We start from the raw sequence: 5,012 nt of genomic DNA, 5'->3' as shown, positions 1-5,012 counted from the left end.
TGCATTACGTGTTAATAACGATGTAATGGCACCTACTGTGATCGGTATTTTAGCTATTATCATTAATGTTATTTTCAATTTCATACTGATTTTTGGTGCGGGTCCAATCGAAGCGATGGGTGTCGCAGGAGCGGCGTGGGCGACTGTCATTGGACGCATGAGCCAGCTTATTATTATGATGTTATATATCCATTATAAACGCCCTACTTTAATCCCGACGCTTGCAGAATTTAAAGAAGCCGTTGAAAAGAGCGAAATGTTTAAGTTTATGAAATTTGTATTTCCTATTCTTATACAGCACGCGGGTTGGGCATTAGGCATTTTAGTGTACAGCTTGATTATTGCAGCCATGGGCACGGAAGCGTTAGCGATTCATTCCTTAATTGCACCTTTTGAAGGCATGTTTCTCTCGGCATTTTTTGGCCTGAGCAGTGCGTGTGGCATTATGATAGGTCATGAATTAGGCGCGAATAAATTTGAACGCGCTTGGTATCAATCCTGGACAGCGGTTTATACCGGCGTATTTTTAGCCCTTGCGACAGCGGGATTGTTAGCCTTAAATCAGCATTATTTATTAGATTTTTTACAGCAACGTGAGTTTGAGAATAGCCAAATGATCGTTAACGTATCATTGGTATTAGCGCTAGGCCTCGCCCTAAAAGTACATAATATGATGGCCATTAATGGCGTATTAAAAAGCGGTGGCGACATTAAATACAGCGCGTTTATCGATCTCTTTGGTCTGTGGGTTGTGGGTATTCCTACGGTACTGTTAGCTGCATTAGTCTGGCAGTGGCCATTGCATTGGGTATTATTAATGATGCTGTCAGAAGAAATAGTCAAAGCACTGTTAACCATTCAGCGCATGTTTAAAAAACGCTGGTTAGCTAATTTAGTGTCTAACTAACCTCAAAGAACGGTTAAATATACAAAGTATTCAGCCGTTCTTTTCTTGCTTTTCTTACGTCTTCCTCATGCTTTTCCTCTGCTTCAGCCATGCATTTCTTATGCATTTACATGCCCAACTTTTGTTTAATCTTCACTGCGTTACCTAACTCACATTATTAGTTCAATTCTGTTGTTTTTCTGTTAAAATCGCGCCTCAAATCAGTAGGAGAATTTTTTATGAAAGACAATAGCCAAACTAAAGTGATCGTCGGTATATCCGGTGGTGTTGATTCATCTGTTTCTGCGTATTTATTACAACAGCAGGGATATCAGGTTGAAGGGCTATTCATGAAGAATTGGGAAGAGGATGATACCGATGAGTATTGTGCTGCAGCCCAAGACCTTATTGATGCTAAATCAGTCTGTGATAAATTAGGCATCAAGCTACACACAATCAACTTCTCAGCGGAATATTGGGACAATGTATTTGAGCATTTTCTTGCGGAATACAAAGCAGGCCGTACGCCAAATCCTGATATCATGTGTAATAAAGAGATTAAATTCAAAGCATTCTTAGAGTTTGCAGCTGAAGATTTAGGCGCAGATTTTATCGCGACAGGCCATTATTGCCGCCGTCGTGACGTTGATGGCCAAGCACAACTACTACGTGGTGTTGATGGCAATAAAGATCAAAGTTACTTCTTATACGCTGTCGGTGGCAAACAGATAGCACAAACATTATTCCCTGTTGGTGAGCTGGAAAAACCAGAAGTACGTCGTATCGCTGAAGAACAAGATTTAATTACAGCAAATAAAAAAGACAGCACGGGTATCTGTTTTATTGGTGAGCGTAAATTCACTGATTTCCTACAGGAATACCTGCCTGCACAGCCGGGTGATATTGTGACACCTACCGGTGACGTTATCGGTCAACATCAAGGTTTGATGTACCATACGTTAGGTCAACGTAAAGGCTTAGGCATTGGTGGCATGCAGAACTCTAATGAAAACCCATGGTATGTAGTGGGTAAAGACATGGATAATAATCGTCTGCTTGTTGCACAGGGTGCAAACCACCCTGCTCTATTCTCTTATGGTTTAATCGCAAAACAGTGTGATTGGGTTGATAGAACACCAAAAACAGAAAGTTTTAGATGTACGGTAAAAACACGTTACCGCCAAACAGATATCCCATGTACCGTTAATCCGATTGATGATGACACACTAGAAGTTATCTTTGATGAACCGCAGTCTGCGGTAACACCGGGTCAATCAGCGGTATTTTATATCGATGAAGTGTGCCTCGGTGGCGCGATTATCGAACAGCATTTACAAGAGAACAAATAATTATGTCTTATCATGATCTTCCTTCTCGTGTTATTGCCTTTGCTGCAATCACACAAGCCGCTTACCTTGTTGATAAAATAGCAACAACAGGTCTATGCCCTAATATCGATGCCTTTGAAGCGTCATTAAAATCAATTATGGCCGTCGACAGTGACAGCCCGATTGATACTTTTGGTGGTTATGCATCATTAGAGCAAGGCTTTAAAAGCATGGTTGATCAACTTGATAACCCTAATAACCAGCGTAATTTGCAAGTCACTAAATACGCGGTGGGTATGATTGCATTAGAGAAAAAGCTGACTCAAAATGGCTCGGCAATGAACCTATTAGGTGAACGCATCAATCAAGTCACACGTCAGCTTAATCATTTTGATATTGCTGATGAAAGTGTATTAGCCAATTTAGATAGCATTTATAAAGATATTATCAGTAACTTAGGCCCAAAAATTCAGGTCAATGGCAAACCATCTTGCTTGCAACAAGTGGTCACACAGCATAAAATCCGCGCATTATTATTAGCGGGTGTTCGTGCTGCGGTTTTATGGCGACAAATTGGCGGCAAACGTCGTCAATTATTGTTCTCACGCAAAGCGATGATTCACCAAGCAAAACAAAATTTAAAGCGCATATAACAAGAAAAGCTATCAGTTATTAGCGGTCAGCTTTCAGTAAAGTCAAAAGCAGTAGCAAACAACTTAATGCCAACAGGTGTTATGGTTTGAGGTTTATAAAGCTGATAGCTGATAGCGAGAACAAAATTTACAAAGAGTATAAAACTAACAGCTGAAAGCTAACAGCTGACAGCTTTAAGAAACACAACTATTTAAACAACCTACATACTTTAGGAGCAACAAATGGAACTTTCAGGACTAACAGCTGTATCACCAGTTGACGGCCGTTACGGTAGCAAAACTGCAATTTTACGCGACATTTTCAGTGAATTTGGTTTAATCAAATTCCGCGTACAAGTTGAAGTGCGTTGGTTACAAAAACTAGCACAAACAGATGGTATCGCAGAAGTTCCTGCTTTCTCTGACGCAGCAAATGCACACCTTGATGCAATCGTTGCTAACTTCAGTGAAGCTGACGCTCAACGTGTAAAAGACATTGAAGCAACAACAAACCACGATGTTAAAGCGGTTGAATATTTCCTTAAAGAAAAAGTAGTTGATAACACGGAATTAAACGCGGTTTCTGAGTTCATCCACTTTGCATGTACGTCTGAAGATATTAACAATCTATCTCACGCACTAATGTTAGGTACGGCTAAAACAGACGTTATCTTGCCTTACTGTAATCGTCTTGTTGATGCGATTAAAGCAAAAGCAATCGAATACAAAGCAATGCCTATGATGTCTCGTACACATGGTCAGCCAGCTTCACCGACTACATTAGGTAAAGAGCTAGCAAACGTTGTTGCACGTCTACAACGTCAAGTTAAACAAATCGAAGCAACTGAAGTTTTAGGTAAAACTAATGGCGCAGTCGGTAACTACAATGCTCACCTTAGTGCTTACCCAGAAGTTAACTGGCAGAATTTTGCTGAAGAATTCGTCACTAGCCTAGGCGTTACATTTAACCAGTTCACAACACAAATTGAACCGCATGATTACATCGCAGAGCTATTTGATGCGATTGCACGTTTCAACACGATCCTTTTAGACTTTGACCGTGACATGTGGGGTTACATTTGCCTGGGTCACTTCAAGCAAAAAACGATTGCCGGTGAAATTGGCTCTTCAACAATGCCACACAAAGTTAACCCAATCGACTTTGAAAACTCCGAAGGTAACTTAGGTCTTGCTAACGCAATCTTTGATCACCTTGCAGCGAAACTACCTGTTTCTCGCTGGCAGCGTGATTTAACTGATTCAACTGTATTACGTAACTTAGGTGTTGCTATCGGTTACTCAGTGATTGCATACGAATCAAGCCTTAAAGGTATTAGCAAGTTAGAAGCTAATGAAGCAAACATGCATAAAGACTTAGACTCAAACTGGGAAGTATTGGCTGAGCCAATCCAAACAGTAATGCGTCGTTACGCTATCGAAAAGCCATACGAAAAACTAAAAGAGCTAACACGTGGTAAACGCGTAGATGGCCCTGGTATGTCTGAATTCATCGATACACTTGAGCTTCCTGAGCACGTTAAAAACGAGCTTAAAGCGATGACACCAGCTTCTTACATTGGTCAAGCAATCGAGTTAGTAGACAAAATGGTTTAAGCATTTAAACTGCTAAGCGATAAAAAAAAGGCAACCTTCGGGTTGTCTTTTTTGTTTCTGCATCGTGTATCTCTCACGCTGAACTCGATTTTTCGACAAGACTTAAGCGTTAGCCATTGCCATTAAACGCGGTACAGGGCGATCATTAATCGGTAGATGAAGTAGTGCGGCACAAAGCGCCATGGCAACCGTTGCCCACCAAATCGGTTCGTAAGATCCGTAATAGTCGTAAATAAGCCCTCCAACCCAAGCCCCTAAAAAGCTGCCAAGTTGATGAGTAAAAAAGACTAAACCATATAACGTGGACATATATCGCGCCCCAAACATTTGGCGTACTAACCCCGATGTTAAAGGCACTGTGCCTAACCAACAAAAACCAATAGCAGCACCAAAAATAGTCGCGGTGTCCACTGTGACCGGTAATAGCACAAAAGCAGCAATCACCACAGAGCGAATAAGATATAAAGACGTCATGACATAGCGCTTATTAAACTTGTCCCCCATCACTCCCCAGAAATATGAACCAAAGATATTAAACACCCCCACATAGGC

5 protein-coding genes are annotated in these 5,012 nt (G+C 41.0%); 4 read left to right on the top strand and 1 reads right to left on the bottom strand.

Going from position 1 to position 5,012, the window contains the following annotated elements; translation table 11 throughout:
* The 4 genes from CXF74_RS20550 to purB form a co-directional block, all read left to right on the top strand.
* Positions 1-907, top strand: a 907-nt coding sequence (locus CXF74_RS20550; protein WP_198552942.1) for an MATE family efflux transporter, incomplete at its 5' end; no start/stop codon positions are given.
* Between the two features lie 218 nt (positions 908-1,125).
* Entirely contained in the window at positions 1,126-2,235 is a 1,110-nt protein-coding gene (gene mnmA, locus CXF74_RS20545; protein WP_101084400.1) for a tRNA 2-thiouridine(34) synthase MnmA, read from the top strand.
* A 2-nt stretch (positions 2,236-2,237) separates the two neighbouring features.
* Positions 2,238-2,867: a high frequency lysogenization protein HflD gene (hflD, locus tag CXF74_RS20540; protein ID WP_101084398.1), complete on the top strand. Its 630-nt coding sequence runs from the start codon at positions 2,238-2,240 to the stop codon at positions 2,865-2,867.
* Between the two features lie 222 nt (positions 2,868-3,089).
* Positions 3,090-4,460 (top strand): adenylosuccinate lyase, encoded by a 1,371-nt coding sequence (gene purB, locus CXF74_RS20535; protein ID WP_101084396.1) that lies wholly within the window; start codon positions 3,090-3,092, stop codon positions 4,458-4,460.
* A gap of 102 nt (positions 4,461-4,562) precedes the next feature.
* Here purB and CXF74_RS20530 read toward each other — a convergent pair.
* Positions 4,563-5,012 (bottom strand): MFS transporter (locus CXF74_RS20530; protein WP_157822484.1); only part of this gene is annotated, 450 nt, incomplete at its 5' end.

This window comes from Psychromonas sp. Urea-02u-13 (assembly GCF_002835995.1).
GTDB lineage: Bacteria > Pseudomonadota > Gammaproteobacteria > Enterobacterales > Psychromonadaceae > Psychromonas.
This window is presented reverse-complemented; position numbering and strand designations above follow the sequence as displayed.

What these genes read in the sequence shown, in the direction of transcription:
- mnmA (WP_101084400.1), top strand. Translation starts at nt 1,126, where the DNA reads ATGAAAGACAATAGCCAAACTAAAGTGATCGTCGGTATATCCGGTGGT.
- hflD (WP_101084398.1), top strand. Translation starts at nt 2,238, where the DNA reads ATGTCTTATCATGATCTTCCTTCTCGTGTTATTGCCTTTGCTGCAATC.
- purB (WP_101084396.1), top strand. Translation starts at nt 3,090, where the DNA reads ATGGAACTTTCAGGACTAACAGCTGTATCACCAGTTGACGGCCGTTAC.